This window comes from Ruegeria sp. AL3 (assembly GCF_056536065.1).
Genome location: NZ_JBQFJG010000002.1, coordinates 360,165 through 378,403, shown reverse-complemented (window position 1 = coordinate 378,403; position 18,239 = coordinate 360,165). Strand labels below are relative to the sequence as shown.

General features: G+C 57.0%; 14 protein-coding genes and 3 pseudogenes. 12 read left to right on the top strand and 5 right to left on the bottom strand.

Annotation, left to right across the window (positions count from 1 at the left end; all coding sequences use genetic code 11):
* Positions 1–192: 192 nt before the first annotated feature.
* Positions 193–561: pseudogene (locus ACR3E6_RS18205) on the top strand (site-specific integrase); the annotation flags it as partial.
* A 328-nt stretch (positions 562–889) separates the two neighbouring features.
* Here ACR3E6_RS18205 and ACR3E6_RS18200 read toward each other — a convergent pair.
* The 4 genes and pseudogenes from ACR3E6_RS18200 to ACR3E6_RS18185 form a co-directional block, all read right to left on the bottom strand.
* A pseudogene (locus tag ACR3E6_RS18200) lies at positions 890–2,069 on the bottom strand (IS3 family transposase).
* Positions 2,070–2,375: 306 nt separating this feature from the next.
* The gene (locus tag ACR3E6_RS18195; protein WP_480488564.1) at positions 2,376–3,521 is read right to left on the bottom strand and encodes an HPP family protein; all 1,146 of its coding nucleotides are present in this window, start codon (positions 3,519–3,521) and stop codon (positions 2,376–2,378) included.
* 418 nt (positions 3,522–3,939) lie between these two features.
* Complete coding sequence (locus ACR3E6_RS18190) at positions 3,940–4,779, bottom strand: amidohydrolase family protein (RefSeq protein WP_245218236.1); 840 nt, start codon at positions 4,777–4,779, stop codon at positions 3,940–3,942.
* A gap of 18 nt (positions 4,780–4,797) precedes the next feature.
* On the bottom strand, positions 4,798–5,592 hold the full coding sequence (locus ACR3E6_RS18185) for an IclR family transcriptional regulator (RefSeq protein ID WP_171630722.1): 795 nt from the start codon (positions 5,590–5,592) through the stop codon (positions 4,798–4,800).
* Positions 5,593–5,729: 137 nt separating this feature from the next.
* Here ACR3E6_RS18185 and ACR3E6_RS18180 point away from each other — a divergent pair, with 137 nt between their 5' ends.
* From ACR3E6_RS18180 to ACR3E6_RS18135, 10 genes are all read left to right on the top strand, one after another.
* Positions 5,730–7,052 (top strand): ABC transporter substrate-binding protein, encoded by a 1,323-nt coding sequence (locus ACR3E6_RS18180; protein ID WP_480488562.1) that lies wholly within the window; start codon positions 5,730–5,732, stop codon positions 7,050–7,052.
* 72 nt (positions 7,053–7,124) lie between these two features.
* A complete protein-coding gene (locus ACR3E6_RS18175; RefSeq protein WP_480488560.1) occupies positions 7,125–8,021 on the top strand; it encodes a carbohydrate ABC transporter permease in 897 nt (298 codons plus the stop codon).
* A gap of 5 nt (positions 8,022–8,026) precedes the next feature.
* Positions 8,027–8,890: a carbohydrate ABC transporter permease gene (locus ACR3E6_RS18170; RefSeq protein WP_171630711.1), complete on the top strand. Its 864-nt coding sequence runs from the start codon at positions 8,027–8,029 to the stop codon at positions 8,888–8,890.
* A 4-nt stretch (positions 8,891–8,894) separates the two neighbouring features.
* Positions 8,895–9,986 (top strand): ABC transporter ATP-binding protein, encoded by a 1,092-nt coding sequence (locus tag ACR3E6_RS18165; RefSeq protein ID WP_209835590.1) that lies wholly within the window; start codon positions 8,895–8,897, stop codon positions 9,984–9,986.
* Between the two features lie 2 nt (positions 9,987–9,988).
* Positions 9,989–11,098: a mandelate racemase/muconate lactonizing enzyme family protein gene (locus ACR3E6_RS18160; RefSeq protein WP_480488557.1), complete on the top strand. Its 1,110-nt coding sequence runs from the start codon at positions 9,989–9,991 to the stop codon at positions 11,096–11,098.
* Positions 11,095–11,427 (top strand): L-rhamnose mutarotase, encoded by a 333-nt coding sequence (locus ACR3E6_RS18155; protein WP_253283369.1) that lies wholly within the window; start codon positions 11,095–11,097, stop codon positions 11,425–11,427. Before ACR3E6_RS18160 ends, ACR3E6_RS18155 begins: the two co-directional genes overlap by 4 nt.
* A 5-nt stretch (positions 11,428–11,432) precedes the next feature.
* Positions 11,433–12,182: an SDR family oxidoreductase gene (locus ACR3E6_RS18150; RefSeq protein WP_480488555.1), complete on the top strand. Its 750-nt coding sequence runs from the start codon at positions 11,433–11,435 to the stop codon at positions 12,180–12,182.
* A 19-nt stretch (positions 12,183–12,201) separates the two neighbouring features.
* Entirely contained in the window at positions 12,202–13,044 is an 843-nt protein-coding gene (locus ACR3E6_RS18145) for a fumarylacetoacetate hydrolase family protein (protein WP_171630703.1), read from the top strand.
* The gene (locus ACR3E6_RS18140; RefSeq protein WP_171725143.1) at positions 13,044–14,351 is read left to right on the top strand and encodes an L-fuconate dehydratase; all 1,308 of its coding nucleotides are present in this window, start codon (positions 13,044–13,046) and stop codon (positions 14,349–14,351) included. The genes ACR3E6_RS18145 and ACR3E6_RS18140 overlap by 1 nt, the downstream gene beginning before the upstream one ends.
* Positions 14,351–15,325: an aldo/keto reductase gene (locus ACR3E6_RS18135; protein ID WP_171725144.1), complete on the top strand. Its 975-nt coding sequence runs from the start codon at positions 14,351–14,353 to the stop codon at positions 15,323–15,325. The genes ACR3E6_RS18140 and ACR3E6_RS18135 overlap by 1 nt, the downstream gene beginning before the upstream one ends.
* Positions 15,326–15,383: 58 nt before the next feature.
* Here the strand turns inward: ACR3E6_RS18135 and ACR3E6_RS18130 are convergent.
* Positions 15,384–16,187, bottom strand: a pseudogene (locus tag ACR3E6_RS18130) (IS5 family transposase); the annotation flags it as partial.
* 196 nt (positions 16,188–16,383) lie between these two features.
* Here ACR3E6_RS18130 and ACR3E6_RS18125 point away from each other — a divergent pair.
* Positions 16,384–17,916, top strand: a complete 1,533-nt coding sequence (locus ACR3E6_RS18125; RefSeq protein ID WP_480488552.1) for a phospholipase D family protein — start codon at positions 16,384–16,386, stop codon at positions 17,914–17,916.
* Positions 17,917–18,239: the final 323 nt, after the last annotated feature.

Genomic DNA, 18,239 nt, shown 5'->3' with positions numbered 1-18,239 from the left:
ACTCAATGAAAACACAACCGCTTGGTCGTGCTGCCCAAGTAGGCGAAGCTATGTTTGCTATGATCGTTCGCAGGCAAATCGGTTATGACAGAGACCGATGCAGCTTCATCCACAATAGCGGACGTTTTTACGAAACGTATTGTGGCGCACCAATCAGGCTCAGCCAATTCGACAAGGCTCCCAAGCCTGAGAAAGACCAAGCGACCAGTCCAGTTTGAGCCGACGGTAAACACGCGCGAAACCGTCTTGGCCTGGGTTAAATTACCCGAGTTGTTTGCGTGCCGTTTCATGTTCCCCAGCCGGTTCCATGACCGCCCACACATCTCAACCCGCCAGTATGGACGGCTTGTTCGAGACTGGGTAACTGCGATTGGCCTAGAACCGAGCGGGTACGGCACGCACACGCTCTGCCGGACAAAGGCAGCAAAGATATGTCGAAAGACCGGTAACATCCGTGCGGTCCAACTGTTGCCCGGCCATACTAAGGTTGACGGCACTGTTCGCTATCTCGGCGTCGAATTGGAAGACACCCTGAGCATCGCTGAGCGCATCGATATTTGAGCCACCTTGCCGAACGGTCCAGCCGTTCGCCACTCCAAAGCCGGTATCTGTTTCTCATGCGGCGTTGGCCGGTGCTGAGCCCGTACCGGATCTGTTAAAAATGTGCTGAACGAGCAAAGTGGTAGAACAATTCTGCACCGGCATGGAAAACCGGTCTGCGCTGCAGCGAAGATCTCGGCCATTCATGCAAGGTGCAGCGAATATTGAAGCCGTGAAACTGCACGGTGCGGGACAGAACCGCCGCTCATTTCACCTGACAACAGGTATCTGTTGTTAGGGCTGTTGATCTATGTTTGAGCAGCCTCATCTGACTGATCCAAGTTGATTGTTAGTGCATCATCGGCCTGTGATCCATCGGGACGATGGTTTCGGGCGCTGGCGGGCGATAGCCCAGAGCATTGTGGGGGCGTTTTGTGTTGTAGTGTCTCCTCCATTGTTCGATCAGAATTTGAGCTTCGCGCAGGTTGTAGAAGATCTCACCGTTGAGCGACTCGTCCTTGAACCTGCAATTGAAACTTTCACAGTATCCGTTCTCCCACGGGCTGCTAGGTTCGATGTAAGCCATCTTGGCGCCGACGGCGGCGATCCAGTCTCGGACGGCCTGGGCGACAAGTTCCGGCCCGTTATCCGAACGTATTAAACCGGGTGCGCCACGAAGGATGAACAGACCCGTCAGGGCATCGATCACGTCGGTCGAGTTCAGTTTTCGCTTCACTTTTATCGCAAGGCACTCCCGGCTGTGCTCATAAAGGATGTTCAGCGTCCGAAAAGCTTTGCCATCGTCGGTTCGGCAATGAACGAAGTCATAGCTCCATACATGATTGCGATACTCCGGCCTCAGCCGAACACACGACCCATCGTTCAGCCAGAGCCGTCCTTTCTTTGGTTGTTTCATTGGTACTTTCAGCCCCTCTCGCCGCCAGAGCCGTTCAATCCGCCCATCACTGACAGACCATCCAGCCTTTCTCAGCAGCGCTGTGTTCCTGCGATAGCCATATCGCCCGTATTGACGGGTCAGCTCAATCATGTCGGCCACCAGCCGGTCTTCGTCTTCGCGACCTTGTGGGACCCGCCGCTGCGTGGACCGGTGTTGCCCCAGCACGCGGCAGGCGCGTCGCTCAGGTACCTTGAGCTGGCTGCGGACATGATCGATGCAGGCACGACGACGAGCGGGGCTCAGTAGGGCCTCGCGTTCAGGCCTGCAAATCATCCACCGGATGATTTACTTTACGGCCTTCATCCTTTGTGGCTTCCGTCAGGATCAGTTTGTCCAACGTCAGATCTGAAACCGCGCGTCTCAGTCGCTCGTTCTCTTTCTGAAGCCGTTTCAGTTCTTTCAACTGGTCTACGCCCATTCCGCCGTACTTCTTTCGCCAGCGGTAATAGGTTTGTTCAACAACGCCAATCTGTCTGATCGCATCGAGACGGGACATGCCTTGCCCCATCAGAACTTCAACCTGCCGTAACTTCGAGACAATCTCTTTGGGCTTCGGTCGCTTGTTTGCTATTCGTGGTCCTCTGTTTCCTAAACATAACGGTGGACCAGTTTAGTTGGGGAGGCTCAGTACTTACTGCCCCCAAATCCTGGGACCGCAGCGCTTGTCCAAACAGCAGATCGCGTTCGCGCGCAGATGGCCATGATTGTTTGAACCGAAAACTCGAAATACTGGAGTAGGGCGCAGATATTAGGGTCAGGGCTGGGTTTTCCGCCCCGGCTTCTCAGGCATTGTCCTTCCGTCAATCGGGTCTTACTCGAAGAAATCTGAACATCCGATCTATGCGCAAAGAACTTGACGTCGCCGATTGCCTGCGGATTAACCGCTGCGAACAGCGGCTCGTGCCAATGCGGCGATCAGGTCGGTCCGCGTGACAATCCCTACGATGCGATCGTATTCGAGGACAGGGACGGCGTCGACATCCTCAACCGCCATCATCGGAAGCAGCACCCCGAGGGGTGAATTTGTCGTCACGCGCGGGCCTGCCACCTCCATGATGTCACCCGCTGTCACAGGCATCTCCCTTTTGCGATCCAATAAACGATTGAGTGTCGAAAAATATCCGCGCTTCAACCTGATCGCGTCTTCACGGGCCTGTCTGATCAGATGCATCTGAAAAATGACGCCCAGAAACTTTTCGTCGTTTCCGACGACAGGAAGAGAGATGAACCTGTGCCTTTTGAACAGCTCGGCAACCTCCCCGAGCGCCGTTTCGGGACCCACTGTGATCAGACTGGAGGACATGACATCTTTTGCCGTCAAAGGGGCGGTCACGTGCGTTGCCGCCTGCAGTTCCGCCGCGCTGATCAAGCGTGCCAGATCCTCGACCCCCAGATTGAAGGAGTGTCGGTAGCGCTCCAGAATACCTGCAAGTTCTTCTTCGGACAGGCCAAGGCGCTCTGAGGGGTTCTTGTCTTCCGATTGATTATTGCTCGGATCGTCGAATTGCCGGAATGGATAGCGACGTCCGGTGATCCGGGCATAGACTGTCGCAAGGATGACAAGGACACAGGTTCCGACCGCAATCGGTGCAAGCGCAAACCAGAACCCCAATTGCGCGATGGCCTCGGGATTCAATGCGGCCGTCATGGCGACGGCTCCTGCCGGCGGATGAAGCGCCCGGCACAGGATTGTTGCGGTAATGGCAAGCCCAACTGCAAGCGCAACGCGTAGCGCCGGGTCTGCGATTGTCATGCAAACAGCCACGCCGACAAGGGCCGCCACCGTATTGCCGACAACGGCGGACCAAGGCTGCGCGAGCGGGCTATTTGGGACAGCAAAGAGCAAGACAGAGGTCGCTCCGAAGGGTGCTACAAGATAAAGACCCAAATCCAGATCGGAACCCGGAGTCAGAAGGAACAGTCCCGTCAGCCCAAGACCGACAAGAGCACCCAGACCCGCACGAGCCGCTTCAATCGGTGAAACGCGGGAAACGGCCGGCCCGAGAGATCTGAGAATATACACGGCGCAGGCCCCATCCTTCTTCTTCTGCGCACAGTTTCAGCAGAATGCAAAAAGTTCAACCGCAGGGTTGCAGAGAGAGAATGCCGACCAACGACTTTGCCACTTTATTGGATGGGCGACATGGGAATTGGAAGCTGCTTGAAAGTGGGTAAATTTTTCGACACATCAGGCTGCTCTTTTGCACATCAAGGCTAAAGCAGATGGCCTGGCCCTTGGCGACCAAAGCTCCAGTCGTTTTCTACCCAGCCTTTCCAACGGTCTGCCACGCACGGCGCAAGACACAGGACGGATGTGAAAAGTGCATTTGCCGAAGCTGGTCTCCCTCTCAGATACAAGCTTGAAGCATGTTTGTCGGCGGATTTGAGCCCTTTTTGTCAACATCAATTGAGGCCCGCTCAATCGGGTTGTCTTCTATGTTTTAGCTGGACAAACGAGGGTAGGCCGCTTTCGGACTTTGCGAGAGGATACTTTTTGCTGCGTCACCCATGGCACCCATGGCGATCTCGTGCCACGATTTGTAGTCCGAGGCGAGGTTAAGAACCGGCCAGTCGCTGCCGAACAGCAGCCTCTCTGGGGCATAAATGCCAAGAATGTGGGCAATGTAAGGCTCAAGGCTGCTTGGCTTCCAATCGGTCGAGGCTTCGGTCACAATGCCCGACAGTTTACAAAACACCTGCGTGTTTTCGGCAATGTCAGCCATGTCCTGCGCCCAGCCCTCATAGGCCCCATTGCGGATTTCGGGCTTGGCGCAATGGTCAATGACGACTCGCAAATCGGGGTATTTTGCCAGAAACGCTTTGAGATGGTGTAGATGGTGGGGCAATACCAGAGCATCGAATGTCAGATCATTTTCGACCATGGCAGCGATAGCCGGACGCAGATCATCGCGCAGCATCCAAGCGTCATCGGGAATGTCCTGTATCATCGGGCGTAGTCCAAGAAGCTTTGGATGGGCCGCCAATCGCGCGATCGAGGCTGGTGCCGTTTCGGCGGCAAGGTCCACCCACCCGACAACCCCTCGTATCCAGTCATGCGTGTCTGCAAGAGACAGCAGGTATTCAGTCTCGGCCTCAGTATCGGCGGCCTGAACCGCGATGGTTCCACTGATACCCGCCTCGTCCAGCAAAGGTTTCAAATCCTTGGGCAGAAAATCGCGATATAGCGTTTCAAGCTCGGGTGTCAGCCAGCCGTAATCGCCTCGATCGAGCTTCCAGAAATGCTGATGCGTGTCGATGACCATGCTAAAACCTCTGATCATGTTTTTTGTTAAGCCGCCTTAAGCGGCTCCGAATTCCGGTGTTGATCCACCGTGAAGCAACGTCAGTTCCCGGGCCAGTTCCCGGTGCATATTCACGATTTCGTCCAGAGAGGGGACTTTCAGATCGTCGACACGTTCCAGATAGGGGCAGCTCAGCACCGCTGCGGCCCTGCCGCCCGGGCCAAAAATCGGGAAAGCCACATTGGTTACACCGATCGCAGTTGCAGACGGCATTTTTTCATAGCCCAAGCGCCGGATGCGGGCGATATGCTCCATGAACTCGCTACGGTCCAGCGGGGGTTCACCTACGGCAAGGCGGTGCTGCTCGATCAGGTCCTCGACTTCTTCATTTGAACGGAAGGCCGCCAGCACCCGGCCAGAGCCTGTATTCCCCAGCCCCACGACGGTTCCGGTTTTCAGCGCAAGGCCCCAATTGCCCGGAGACTCCGCTGAGGCCACGATCACGATATCACCGTTGCTTTCCATTCCCATATGGCAGGATTGCCAAGTTTTTCGTGTTATCGCGCGCATACGGGGCAGGGCACTTTCGATTACCCGTCCAATCGGCGGGTGTCGCTGCGAAATAGCGAACATCTTCAGGCCAAGTGAATATCGATCGCCTGACAGGGACCGGATGACATACCCGCGCCGTACCAGTGTCGAGAGCATCCGGTAAATCTCAGACGGGGACCGTTCCAGCGCCTTTGCGACCTCTCCCTGGGTCAGTCCCTCACCGTGGTCAGCCAAAAGCTCGATGATATCCAGGCCTTTTTCCAGCGCGGGTGCGCGGTATTTGTCGGTGATGTCGTCCATACAGTGCCCTGTCGCGCAATATTCCTGATTGATTTTCAGTCATTGGGAAGGCTAAGTCAACATTGATTTATAGATGAATAAATGTTTTAAATACGAACAAACAACAAGCATCGCTTGATTGCATCAGGGAGGACATGATGAAAAAATCCAGCATTTTAATGGGTTTGATGGTTGGAACAGCGATGGTCGCGGCCGTCGAATCGGCAAGTGCGTCGGATTGGGGGAACTTTGATGGCGTGACCATCGAGGCGAAACTGATCGGCGGACAACAATACGAAGGTCTCTATGGCCGTATTGCCGAATGGGAAGCTGCGACCGGTGCCAAGGTCGACATTATTTCGAAAAAAAGCCACTTCGAGATCGACAAGGAAATCAAGTCGGACATGGCCGCTGGGACCACCAGCTGGTGCGTGGGTTCAAACCACTCTTCCTTTGCGCCCCAGTATGAAGGGCTCTATGTTGATCTGAACGAGCTGGTTCCAGCGGAAACCATTGCCGAATTCGTTCCGGGCAACATTGGCGCCTCGACGGTCGACGGCCAGCTTTTGATGCTGCCGCGCGCGCAGTTTGACGTTTCAGTGCTTTATTACCTGAAGTCGAACTATGAAGACGCCGACAAGGCCGCCGCGTTCAAGGAAAAATACGGCTATGATCTGGCTGTTCCCGAGACGTGGGAGCAGGTCAAAGATCAGGCGATCTTTTTTGCCGACCCTCCGAATTTCTACGGCACTCAGTATGCAGGCAAGGATGAGGCCATCGTGGGTCGGTTCTATGAGATGGTTGTCGCCGAGGGCGGCAACTATCTGGACGAAAACAAGAAACCAATCTTCAATTCCGAGGCAGGTCAGCGCGCGCTGCAGTGGTTCGTAGACCTGTACGAGGCCAAGGCGGTTCCGGCTGGCACGACGTCCTATGTGTGGGACGATCTGGGGCAGGGCTTTGCCAGTGGAACCGTGGCGCTGAACCTGGACTGGCCGGGCTGGGCCGGGTTCTTCAACGATCCGGAATCGTCCAAGGCTGCTGGCAACGTCGGCGTTGCTGTGCAACCCATGGGTTCGGCGACGCGGACCGGTTGGTCCGGGCATCACGGGTTCTCGGTCACCAGTGACTGTGCAAACAAAGACGCCGCAGTATCGCTTGTTCAGTTCCTGACCAGCGAGGAAAGCCAGTTGGCCGAAAGCGCTGGTGGCTCGCTGCCGACACGGACAGCCGTTTGGGAGGCCAACGTCGCCGCTGCGCAAGCTGGTGATGACGCATTCCGCGCCGAAGCTCTGGCCGCGTTTGCCGAAGGTGCGAAATACGCCTTTGCGGTGCCGCCGATCCCGGAATGGGGCGAGACCACAAACCTGGTCTTTCCGGAACTGCAGGCCGCCATCGTTGGTGACAAGACTGTGCAGCAGGCGCTGGACGATGCCGCGGCTGCGGTGGACGAACTGATGCGGGAATCTGGTTACTACTAAACCCGGACCCGCAAGTATCCGCGGCGGGTGTTCCGCCGCGGGTGAACCCCAAAGACCCCTAAAAGGTGCACTATGACCCGCCGCCGCTTGCCCGAGTGGTTAGTCCTTCTGTTGCCTGCGATCATCGTGATTGCCGCAGTTGTTCTGATCCCTCTCATATTCTCACTCTATTCCAGCTTTACGCCGTACAAGCTGACGCGGCCGTCGACGCTGTGGAAATGGGTGGGGTTCTTCAACTATGAAAAAATCCTGACCGATGCGAAATTCTGGGCAGCGTTCGGGCGCACAGTGCTTTTTCTGACCATCGTTCTGAATCTGGAACTGCTTTTGGGACTGGGCATTGCGCTGATGATGAACAAGGTTACATGGGGCCAGCGCACGCTGCGCACGATCCTGATGTTCCCGATGATGTTCTCGCCCATCCTTGTGGGCTTTCAGTTCAAATTCATCTTCAACGACAACATCGGGCTGGTGAACAACGCGTTGCAATCGGTGGGCTTTCAGAATGCCTCGCTGCCGTGGCTGGTGGACGGCAACCTCGCGATGTTCTCGATCATGTTCGCGGAAATCTGGATGAGCACCTCCGTCTTCGCCATTCTGATCCTGGCCGGTCTGTTCGCCATGCCGCGTGACCCGCTGGAGGCCGCCAAGGTCGATGGCTGCACCGCTTGGCAGACCTTCCGCCACATCACTCTGCCGTTCCTGATGCCCTTCATCTTTATTGCCATGACCATCCGCTCGCTGGACGTCGCACGGGCCTATGACATCGTGCAGATCATGACCGGTGGTGGCCCCGCTCGGCGGACCGAGCTTTTGTGGACGCTGATGAGCCGCACCGGCTATGTCGATGCCCGCATGGGGCTGGCGAACGCGATGGGTTATGTCTCGATCCTGCTGTCGATCCTCTTCACCATCTATTTCTTCCGCAAGCTCAGCGCCGCACGTGCTGAACTGGGAATGGCGGGGTAGGGCCAATGGACCGCAATCTAGCACATCGCAATCGCCGCCGCGCCCTGAAAACTGCGCACTTCATCGGGCTGTTCCTGATTATGTCGATCATTTGCATTCCCGGGCTCTGGATTGTTCTCAACTCGTTCCGTCCAACGGTCGAGATTATGGCCAAACCGCCGGTTTGGACCCCCAGCTTTACGCTAGACCACTACCGCGCCATGTTCGGCGGCGCGGGCGAGGGCGGTGTGCCAGTGTTCAGCTATTTCCGCAACTCGCTGATCGTTTCGGTCGTCTCAACCTTTATCGCGATCCTGATCGGCATGTCGGGCGGCTATGCCTTTGCCCGCTATCGCTTCAAGGGCAAATCGGGCTATTTTGTCGGGCTGATGCTGTTCCGCGCGGTTCCCGGTGTGGCGTTGTCGCTGCCCCTGTTCATCGTGTTTGCCCGGGTCGGCATCATCGACACCCATTTCGGCCTGATCCTGGCCTATGTGGCGATGAACGTGCCGTTCACCATCTGGTTGACCGACGGGTTCTTCCGCCAGATCCCGAAAGAGCTGCACGAAGCGGCGGAAATTGACGGCTGCACCCGCTGGCAGGCATTCTGGAGGGTGGAATTTCCGGTGGCGCGCTCGGGCGTTGCCTCGGCGGCGATCTTTGCCTTCCTCACCTCGTGGAACGAATTCGCGCTGGCGTCGCAGCTGACCCGCTCGGTCGGGTCCAAGACGATGCCTGTGGGTCTTTTGGATTTTACCGCCGAATTTACCATCAACTGGGGGGGAATGTGCGCGCTTGCGGTTCTCATGATCGTGCCCGCGCTGGTCCTGACCTTCATCGTCCAGAAACACCTGATTGCCGGCCTGACCTTCGGCGGCGTCAAAGGATAAGAAAATGACTGAAGTTACCCTTTCCAATGTCGTCAAGAAATATGGCAAGCATCAGGCTGTGCACGGCATCGACCTGGGCATCCATGACGGAGAGTTCGTCGTGCTGGTCGGCCCTTCGGGCTGCGGCAAGTCGACGACGCTGCGGATGATTGCCGGACTCGAAGAAATCTCCGGCGGCGAGATCGCCATCGGCGGCCGTGTCGTCAATGACCTGCCCCCGCGCGAACGTAACATCTCGATGGTGTTCCAGAACTATGCTCTGTATCCGCATATGACCGTGCGCGAAAATCTGGGCTTTTCACTGAAGATCGCCAAGCGGCCCGTGGATGAGATTGCCAAATCCGTGGCCGAGGCGGCGGGCATTCTGGGACTGGACGAGTTGATGGAGCGCAAGCCCGCCGAACTGTCGGGCGGTCAGCGCCAGCGCGTCGCAATGGGCCGCGCCATCGTGCGGCACCCCGACGTGTTCCTGTTTGACGAGCCGCTGTCGAACCTTGACGCCAAGCTGCGCACCCAGATGCGGGTCGAGATCAAGAAGCTGCACCAGAAGGTCGGCAACACCATTATCTACGTAACACACGATCAGGTCGAGGCGATGACGCTGGCGGATCGAATCGTTCTGATGCGCGACGGCCATATAGTGCAGGTCGGCACCCCGCTGGACCTGTTCAACACGCCGGTAGATACCTTCGTGGCGACCTTCATCGGCTCGCCGCCGATGAACCTTGTCGATGGAGAGGTGTCCGGTGGCACCCTTCGTCTGAATGGCGGTATCGAGCTGTCCGTTCCCGCATCCGCGCGGTCACTTGTTCGCGACGGCCAAAAGGTGCGGTTCGGTTTCCGCGCCGACAACCTGATGCCAGTGGGCCACTCGGTCGAGGAAGAAGGCGAGACCGCAGAGCTGGACCTGTCCGTCACGCTGACGGAACCGCTTGGCACCGAGACGCTGCTGTTCGCCGACCTGGCCGGGGTCGAGGTCCAGGCCAAGATGTTCAATCCGCGCCCCGTCGCTCCGGGCGAGGCGATGAAGTTCCGCCTGATGCTGGACAAGACCCATGTCTTTGACGCTGCATCGGGCAAGGCGATCCGGGGGTAAGCATGGCGACAATCACTCATATTGAACTGCGCATGATCGATTTGGTGCCCAAGGTGAAACGGGTCGACGCCATCCAGACCTTTGTCAGTCAAGAAACCCCGATCCTTACTGTCTATGACAGCGACGGCGCCAGTGGTACGGGCTATTCCTATACCATTGGCACAGGTGGGCCATCTGTCATGGCGCTGCTGGAACACACGCTGGCCCCGATGCTGACCGGGCGCGACCCAGACCGGATCGAAGGCATCTGGCGCGACCTGCTGTTTGCCACTCACGCGACAGCGGTGGGCGCAATCACCTCGTTGGCGCTGGCCGCCATCGACACCGCGCTTTGGGATCTGCGTTGCCGCAAGCAAGGGCTGCCGCTTTGGAAAGCCGCCGGGGGATCGCGCGAAAAAGTGCCACTTTATTCCACCGAGGGCGGCTGGTTGCATCTGGAAACGCAGGCGCTGGTCGATGACGCGCTGGCGATGCAGGCACAGGGCTTTCGCGGCTCAAAAATCAAGATCGGCCGCGATCACCTGAGCGAAGATGACGCGCGTCTGGGGGCGGTCCGGTCTGCCCTGGGTGGCGGGTACGAGATTTTGACCGATGGCAATCAGGGCTTTACTCTGTCCGAAGCGATCCGCCGGGCGCGGGTTCTCGAGGAGCACGGGATAGGCTGGTTCGAAGAACCGCTGCCCGCCGATGATGTGGCAGGCCATGTGCAACTAGCGCAACACACCAGCGTGCCGATTGCGGTGGGCGAAAGTATGTATTCGCTGAGCCAGTTCAAGGATTACCTGCAAATGGGCGCGGCCTCGATCGTGCAGGTGGATGTGGCCCGGATTGGTGGCATCACCCCGTGGCTGAAGGTGGCGCACATGGCCGAGGCGTTCAACGTCATGGTTTGTCCGCATTTCCTGATGGAGCTGCACCTGCCGCTGGTTTGCGCTATCCCTAACGCAAAATGGCTGGAATACATCCCGCAATTGGACACCGTGACCAACGGCCCAATCCGGATTGAGGACGGTCACGCCATCCCTTCTGATGAACCCGGTTTGGGTATCGATTGGGATTGGGATGCGATTTCGCGGCTTTCCGAGGTCAAAACCGTCAAGGAAGGTGCATGATGCAGCGCATGGGCATGGTAATCGGGGTCAAACCCGAGATGATCGAAGAATATAAGCGCCTGCACGCCGCCGTCTGGCCGCAGGTTCTTAAGCAGATCAGAAACAGCAACATTCGCAACTATACCATCTTCCTGCGCGAGCCGGAAAACCTGTTGTTCGGGTACTGGGAATATCACGGCGAGGATTTCACTGCGGATATGGCCAAGATGGCCAAGGACCCGGTGACTCAGGAATGGTGGACCCATACCGACCCCTGCCAGTCGCCTCTGGCCAGCCGCGCCGAGGGCGAGCAATGGTCGATGATGCAAGAAGTATTTCACACGGATTAAAAGCTATGACTGACACAACGGGCCGTCTGGCCGGAAAAAAGACACTCATCACCGCCGCAGGCCAGGGCATCGGACGGGCGACGGCCGAGCTGTTCGCCGCCGAAGGGGGCGAGGTCATCGCCAGCGACATCAACGAGGATGCGCTGGCGGAATTGGCTAACAACCCGCGTGTCACTGCGCTGAAGCTGGATGTGACCGATGGCGCCGCAGTAGAGGCCGCCGTTACAGATATCGGCCCGCTGGACGTTCTGTTCAACTGCGCGGGCTATGTGGCGAACGGCACCATTCTGGAATGTGACGAAAAGGACTGGGATTTCAGCTTTGATCTGAACGTCAAGGCGATGTATCGGCTGATCCGTCTGACCCTGCCGGGAATGCTGGACAACGGTGGCGGATCGATCATCAACATGTCCTCGGTCGCGTCCTCGATCAAGGGCGTGCCGAACCGGTTTGCCTATTGCGCGTCCAAGGCGGCGGTGATCGGTATCACCAAGGCAGTGGCCGCTGACTATGTCACCCGTGGCATTCGCTGCAACGCGATCTGCCCGGGCACCGTTGACAGCCCCTCGATGCACGGACGTTTGCGCGCCACCGGCAACTATGAACAGGCACTGAACGACTTCATCGCACGTCAGCCGATGGGCCGCATCGGAACCGCCGAAGAAATCGCGGCATTGGCACTGTACCTCGCCAGCGACGACAGCGCCTTCACCACAGGACAGAACCACGCCATCGACGGCGGCTGGTCCATTTGATTTGCAGGAGAACTGAGAGATGAAACTGTTGCGCTATGGCCCGGTCGGGTCCGAAAAGCCGGGTTTGCTGGATGCCGAAGGGAACATTCGCGACCTGTCGGGTGTTGTTGATGATGTTTCGGGCGACACTCTAAGCGACGCCGCGCTGGACAAGTTGCGTGGCATCGACCCTGACTCATTGCCGTTGGTCGATGGCGACCCGCGTATCGGCGCCTGCGTGGGCCAGGTGGGAAAATTCATCTGTATCGGCTTGAACTATGCTGACCACGCCGCCGAAAGCGGCATGGAACTGCCGCAGGAGCCGGTGATCTTCTTCAAGGCCACTTCCTCGATCTGCGGGCCGAACGACGACACCGAAATCCCGCGCAGCTCGGTCAAGACCGATTGGGAGGTCGAGTTGGGCGTGGTGATCGGCAAGCACACCAAATACGTCAATGTCGAAGAGGCGCTGGACCATGTGGCAGGTTATTGCGTCATCAACGACCTGTCCGAGCGTGATTTCCAGCTGCACCGCTCGGGCCAATGGGTCAAGGGCAAGTCGGCGGACACGTTCGGCCCGATCGGTCCCTGGCTGGTGACACGGGACGAGGTTGCCGACCCGCAGAACCTGCCCATGTACCTAGAGGTCAACGGCCACCGCTATCAGGACGGCTCGACCCGGACCATGCATTTCGACGTGGCAACCGTTATCTCGCACCTGTCGCAATTCATGTCGCTGCAGCCCGGCGATGTAATCTCGACCGGTACGCCTCCGGGTGTCGGTATGGGGCAGAACCCTCAGACCTATCTGAAGCCTGGCGACGTTGTTGAACTTGGCATCGAAGGGCTGGGTGTTCAACGTCAGAACGTGGTGGCGGGCTGATGGTTACCATTACCGACCTGAAAACCTTCGACCTGCGGTTCCCGACCTCAGACTCGCTGGACGGGTCAGACGCAATGAACCCCGACCCGGACTATTCCGCCGCCTATGTGGTGCTGGAAACCGATGGCGCGTATCAGGGCCATGGCCTGACCTTCACCATCGGGCGAGGGAATGAGATTTGCATTACCGCTATTGAGGCGATGCGGCACCTGCTGGTCGGTCTCGATCTGGATTGGGCGCGCGAAGACATGGGACGGTTCTGGCGCTATGTCACCGGCGACAGCCAGTTGCGCTGGATCGGGCCGGACAAGGGTGCAATCCATCTGGCCACCGGTGCGGTGGTCAATGCGGTCTGGGATCTGCTGGCGAAAGAGGCCGGCAAGCCCGTCTGGCAACTGGTCGGGGAAATGACGCCCGAGGAAATCGTGCAACTTGTCGATTTCCGCTACATGACCGATGTTCTGACCAGGGACGAGGCGCTGGACATTCTGCGCAGGGCCGAACCGGGCAAGGCGGACAGGATCGCAAAGCTGAGGGCCGAAGGTTATCCCTGCTATACCACCTCGGCAGGATGGCTGGGCTATTCCGACGATAAGCTGCGCCGCTTGTGCCGCGAAGCGCGCGAGGCCGGATTTACCCATACCAAGTTCAAGGTGGGCCGCGAACTGGCCGACGACATCCGCCGCCTGACTATCGCCCGCGAGGAACTGGGCGAGGGCATGAACATCATGATCGACGCCAATCAGGTATGGGAGGTCGATCAGGCTATCGACTGGGTCAAGGAACTATCATTTGCGCGACCTTTGTTCATCGAGGAACCCACCAGCCCCGACGATGTGGTTGGGCACAGAAAAATCCGTCAGGCAATTGCCCCGATCAAGGTGGCGACGGGTGAAATGTGCCAGAACCGCATTCTGTTCAAACAGTTCATTGCCAACGAGGCTATTGATTTCGTGCAAATCGACAGCTGTCGTCTGGGCGGTTTGAACGAAGTGCTTGCGGTACAGCTGATGGCAGCAAAATTTGGCTTGCCGGTCTGGCCCCATGCCGGCGGCGTGGGCCTGTGCGAGTATGTGCAGCATCTGTCGATGATCGATTATGTGGCGATCACCGGTGAAAAAGACGACAAACGCATCGAATTTGTCGATCACCTGCACGAGCATTTCGTCGACCCCTGCATCGTGGAGAACGGTGCCTATCAGGCACCTGTGGCGCCGGGGTTTTCCATCGAGATGAAGGCAAGCTCGATCGCCGATTATCAACATCAACCATCTGCAACGCAAACCGCCGAGCAAGGAGCGGCCTGATGCGACAGAACCTCATTGGGAATACCGGTGTGCGCGTGACCGAGGCATCGTTTGGCTGTGCGAGTATCGGAAACCTGTACCGCCCAGCGACCGACGCGCAGGTGGATGAGGTGCTGCAATGCGCTTGGGACGCGGGTATCCGTTATTTCGATACCGCACCGCATTATGGTCGCGGCCTGTCCGAAATGCGACTGGGCCGCTTCCTTACGCGGTATCCCCGCGACGAATACGTCATTTCAACCAAGGTTGGGCGGGTGCTGTCACCCGGATCAGCGATGGTCGAGGCCGATGGCTTTGTCGATCCGCTGCCCAACGCGGTGCGCTATGACTATTCAGGCGACGGGATTGAAGCTTCGCTGGAACACAGTTTTGGCCTTCTGAATACCAACTACGCAGATATCGTCTATGTCCACGATATCGGTGAATACACTCACGGACAGGACAATAGCGCCCATATGGAAGCCTTCCTCGGGTCGGGATATGAACGGCTGGTAAGGTTGAAGGAGCAGGGCAAAATCCGGGCTTTCGGGCTGGGCGTGAACGAAAACCAGATTTGTCTCGACGTAATGGACCATGGCCCCATCGACGTGATCCTGTTGGCTGGTCGACTAACACTTCTGGACCGATCGGCAGAACAGGAGCTCACCGCCAAATGCCGAGCGCTAGGTACCAGCCTGGTACTGGGCGGCGTGTTCAATTCGGGCATCCTCGCTACCGGCCCGGTCGAAGGAGCAACCTATGATTATGTCCCGGCATCACCGGAAGTCATCGAGCAGGTTAAAAACCTTCAAACAAGAGCCGAGGTGCTTGGGCTGCAACTGGCAACTGCGGCGCTTCACTTTGCCAAACGGCATGAGTTGGCAGCCTCTGTCCTGTTGGGAACAGCTAGCGCGCGGTCATTGCAACGAAACCTTACTGCATTGGATGGACCAACGCCTGATGAGTTTGACAGTCATTTCAGGCGAGGATTTTGACGTGCAAGATGATGACAGGCGCAATCCGCCTAGCCGATAACCTAGGGTCAGAATTCATAGCCAAAAAGATGACGGTAGCCGCCCGTGCGATGGCTGAGAGGAAGACCTTTGGGCACCTGTCGTATCGGGTTGCCACACGTCGCCAATCTTTCAACCTTCCGAACATGATCTCGTATCACTGCCCGACAGTGCATTGCACAGCAATGTCACGAGAGGGGGGTTGCGACTATGTAGCGACGCTTGTCGTACTTCACCGCTTTTTTTGGCTGCTTCCGGCTTGGGATGCACATGCGTATCCCTTTGTCTTTCAACGTTTCCCGGAACCAATCAGCGTCATATCCGCGATCTCCGAGCAGCCATTCGACATCTGGCAGGCTGCTCAACAATGCTCGTGCGCCGATGTAATCACTCATCTGCCCAGGCGTCACAAACATGTTGAGTGGGCGCCCCTCGCTGTCGCGGATGACACGCCGTTTGGTGTTCATGCCGCCCTTGGTTCGGCCCCTCTCGGCAGCATCCTTCGGATGCGCCTTCAGGTAGGTCGCGTCCACTGCCCGGCAGTCGAAACGCAGTTTCGATGAGAGGGGATCATCACGGTCTTATCTTCTCCGTGCTCAGCGGCCAATCCGGCCATCATCCGCGCAAAGATGCCCTTGTGGCTCCAACGTTTCCAGCGGTTGTAGAGCGTCTTATGCGGGCCGTATTCCTTCGGCGCATCGCGCCAGCGCAAACCATTGCGATTAATGAAGACTATCCCACTCAACACCCGCCGGTCATCGACGCGGGGTTTGCCATGAGACTTTGGCAAGAAGGGCCCAAGACGCGCCATCTGGGCGTCGGTCAGCCAAAACAGATCAGACATGTTCACCGCCCGTTTTTCGAACCGTGAGTCACGCAACCCCGCTGAAATCAATGGGTCCTGACCCTAATTGACAGGATGACGACCAAGGTTTCGTTAAATCCTCACTATGCGATGAAACCTCCTGAAGTTTTATAGAACAAACTTGCAATCGTGACCTCAAGCGTAGTCACTTAAGAGTGACTGCTGGAGGAAACCGATGAAGTCATGGACTATAGTTCTTTGTGCCTGCTGCACGCTTGTTCTCGTCGCTTGCGCTCCTAAAGTTCGCATTTATGAAAAAACGGTAACGACTTCGTTACCCGCTGCCACAACCACTGAATTGGCTCTAGCAGCCAATCGGCTGGGAGATCCCAAAGACGGCCGTTCAGGCGTCAAATTAATCAGTGACGGTGAGCAAGCTCTGGTGTCACGACTTTTGTTGGCTGCTGCGGCTGAGCGAACGATTGACGCTCAATACTACCTTTTGCACAACGACCCGACAGGTCACCTTTTTGCGGCTAGCCTTTTGCAGGCTGCGGATCGAGGCGTGCGGGTGCGGCTGCTGTTGGATGACATAGATACATCCGGTTATGACGCGATGACAGCCGCGTTGGATCACCATGAGAATATTGAAATCCGCCTGTTCAATCCTTTCTGGCGTGACCAAGGCCTAGTCGTTGCCGGACTAACGGATTTCAAACGCATCAATCGCAGAATGCATAACAAGTCGATGACCGCAGACAACGTGTTCACGATTGTAGGCGGTCGCAATATCGGGGCCGAATACTTTCTGGCACGGGAAGAAATGAACTATGCAGATTTGGACGTATTAGCCGTCGGTCCCGTCGTGAATGAAGTATCGCAGAGCTTTGACGCATACTGGAACAGTGAATTCGCTGTTCCGGCCCGCGTGGTTGTCGGGGAACCCGAAGACTTCACACTTAGCGAAGCGAGAAACAGGTTGAGTGAATTGGTAGAGGAAGCAAAACAAACCCGGTACGGCGCGGCCCTGAGAAAATCGGCGAGGGAAAACTTTGCAGGCGGCGCGCTGTCACTAGATTGGGTGCCCGCAAAACTCTACGTCGATCCACCTTCCAAGGCCGCGGGGCTTGAGAACTCAGGTCCAATTCTTGCGTCGCAACTGTTGCCGTATTTCGAAAGCGCTGAAAGTGAGGTGAATATCGTTTCTGCTTACTTCGTGCCACGCAACAATGGCGTGAGGTGGTTGAACGAACTAGAAAACCGCGGTGTCGACGTCAAAGTCGTAACCAACTCGTTGGCTTCAAACGATGTCGCACCAGTCTACGCGCACTACGCAAAGAAACGCCGAGCATTGCTGCGTAGCGGGGTTGAGCTTTATGAATTGCGGCCGGACGCCTATCAGGTCCAACGTCGTGGTATTAACTGGGCTCAGTCTCGGTCTGGCCTGCATTCTAAAGCGTTTGCTGTGGACGACCGGTATCTGTTCATCGGTTCGTTCAATTGGGACCCTCGCTCGGTCAACATCAATACAGAAATGGGCATTTTGATCGACTCGCCAGCTCTGACCATTCAAACCTTAGGCGCTTTGGACGAAGCACTGTCGGCATATACCTATCGCGTGACGCTGGAGGAGGCAGGGCAGCTAAAATGGAGCACACGGGACGCAGATGGCAAAGTCCTCGAATATAGCTCAGAACCGACGGGTTCTGCCTGGGATCACATAGTCGCCGGCTTTCTAGGTATTCTGCCCATCGGTTCTCAGCTTTAGAGTTTTTGAAGAGGGCTTGGGACACACATCAAACTTGTTCTGGCCTTTTCCAATGTGCACTCGGTGCAAATCCTCGCGCGTATTCACGACGATGATAAATCTGAACTGGAAGCGCAGAGGGAAATGACCCATCACACATCGGATTGATCGCTCACCTGATACCTTTCATAAGATGAACGCGTTTTGGAATTCTCAGTGTTCAATGCGCCTTGTTCTGCCCGTAACCAATAGTGGCATAGGTCGCTAAACCATTTATGGTCCGTCCAGTTAAGGGAATTGTCCGCGCGCAGTCTTTGGCATGCATTGGCTTCCCAATCGACGCA

Coding starts and splice junctions, on each gene's coding strand:
- ACR3E6_RS18160 (WP_480488557.1), top strand. CDS start 9,989: ATGGCGACAATCACTCATATTGAACTGCGCATGATCGATTTGGTGCCC.
- ACR3E6_RS18150 (WP_480488555.1), top strand. CDS start 11,433: ATGACTGACACAACGGGCCGTCTGGCCGGAAAAAAGACACTCATCACC.
- ACR3E6_RS18170 (WP_171630711.1), top strand. CDS start 8,027: ATGGACCGCAATCTAGCACATCGCAATCGCCGCCGCGCCCTGAAAACT.
- ACR3E6_RS18145 (WP_171630703.1), top strand. CDS start 12,202: ATGAAACTGTTGCGCTATGGCCCGGTCGGGTCCGAAAAGCCGGGTTTG.
- ACR3E6_RS18140 (WP_171725143.1), top strand. CDS start 13,044: ATGGTTACCATTACCGACCTGAAAACCTTCGACCTGCGGTTCCCGACC.
- ACR3E6_RS18190 (WP_245218236.1), bottom strand. CDS start 4,779: ATGATCAGAGGTTTTAGCATGGTCATCGACACGCATCAGCATTTCTGG.
- ACR3E6_RS18155 (WP_253283369.1), top strand. CDS start 11,095: ATGATGCAGCGCATGGGCATGGTAATCGGGGTCAAACCCGAGATGATC.
- ACR3E6_RS18180 (WP_480488562.1), top strand. CDS start 5,730: ATGAAAAAATCCAGCATTTTAATGGGTTTGATGGTTGGAACAGCGATG.
- ACR3E6_RS18185 (WP_171630722.1), bottom strand. CDS start 5,592: ATGGACGACATCACCGACAAATACCGCGCACCCGCGCTGGAAAAAGGC.
- ACR3E6_RS18165 (WP_209835590.1), top strand. CDS start 8,895: ATGACTGAAGTTACCCTTTCCAATGTCGTCAAGAAATATGGCAAGCAT.
- ACR3E6_RS18175 (WP_480488560.1), top strand. CDS start 7,125: ATGACCCGCCGCCGCTTGCCCGAGTGGTTAGTCCTTCTGTTGCCTGCG.
- ACR3E6_RS18135 (WP_171725144.1), top strand. CDS start 14,351: ATGCGACAGAACCTCATTGGGAATACCGGTGTGCGCGTGACCGAGGCA.
- ACR3E6_RS18125 (WP_480488552.1), top strand. CDS start 16,384: ATGAAGTCATGGACTATAGTTCTTTGTGCCTGCTGCACGCTTGTTCTC.